Here is a 1,227-nt window from a genome sequence, read left to right on the forward strand (position 1 = left end):
TGCTCTTCTGTCAATAAAGTGGACACTCTCGTTTATGAGGTTTTTTGGTAATACTGTTGCTCGAATTCCAAAGGAGACAGGTAACCCAGTGTACTGTGTGAGCGTTTGCGATTATAAAAGAATTCCAAGTAGCGATATAGTGCTTCATAGGCTTCTGCCTTCGTTTTAAATCTAGGGATGCGATAGATCAGTTCTCGCTTCAATGTGCTGTGAAAGGCTTCAATACAAGCATTGTCATAGCAGTTTCCAGGCCTGCTCATACTCGCTTTCATCCCATACTGTTCCAACTTGCGTCGATACTCCTTGGAAGCATACTGTGCTCCACGATCAGAGTGGTGGATGAGCCCTTTTGCTGGCTTTTTCGCAGTATAGGCCTGGTTTAATGCATCCATGACGAGATCAGTGGTCATGCGGTCGCTCAGCTTCCAACCTACAATTTGCTTGGTATACAGGTCCAAAATGCTGGCTAAATACAGTCTGCCCTGACGGCATGGGATATAGGTGATGTCTGCGACCCATTTTTCGGCCGGTTTTGAAGCTGAAAAGTCTTGCTGGAGCTCATTAGGCGCTACCGGAAACGTATGTCTGGAATCCGTTGTACACACTTTAAACTTAAGCGAAACACAGGAACGAAGTCCGTTTTCGCGCATGATGAAGCCGACCGTACGCTCCGATACGACCCAACCTTCTTTTAAAAGTTCATTGCGAATACGAGGACTACCATACCTCGAATCCGAGTCATGATAGTGCCACAAAATTCGATTCGTAAGGCGTTTCCTCCGCTGATCTCGGTTGGATGGTGCAGCCAAACGCCATTTGTAGTAGCCACTCCGAGACACTTGCAAGACCTTGCACATCTTCTCCACTCGAAAGTCGGAGCGATACTCTTCGATGAATTGGAACCTCAGTTCTTTTCCTTGCTGAAGATGTGCAGCGCCTTTTTTAGGATAGCCAGTTCTTCTTTGAGATCTTCAATTTCACGGTCTTTCCGGCGTTGTTCTGCTTCATTTGCTCGGAGTGTTTGTTCGAGATTTCGGATCTTTTCAGGATGGTTGACGTTTTCCTGATCGAATTGCCGGTACTTAGTCATCCATTGACTCAGCGTACTTTTAGGAATATTTAAATCTTCCGCTACATCGGATAGCGTCTTTGTTTGCTCCTGAATGTACTTTACCGTTTGTTTCTTAAATTCTTCATTGTAACGTTGCCGTTGTTCTCCCATGCCGT

The 1,227-nt window shown here is 45.6% G+C and carries 2 protein-coding genes; both read right to left on the bottom strand.

The window, feature by feature from the left end:
• Positions 1 to 32: 32 nt before the first annotated feature.
• Positions 33 to 908, bottom strand: coding sequence for an IS3 family transposase (locus tag RSX24_RS32195; protein ID WP_343262908.1), 876 nt, complete (start codon positions 906 to 908; stop codon positions 33 to 35).
• The coding region (locus RSX24_RS32200; protein WP_343262907.1) for a transposase at positions 905 to 1,227 on the bottom strand (323 nt) is incomplete at its 5' end. The genes RSX24_RS32200 and RSX24_RS32195, both read right to left, overlap by 4 nt.

Origin of the sequence: Paenibacillus hubeiensis (genome assembly GCF_032334105.1) — a bacterium.
Classification (GTDB): Bacteria; Bacillota; Bacilli; order Paenibacillales; family Paenibacillaceae; genus Paenibacillus; species Paenibacillus hubeiensis.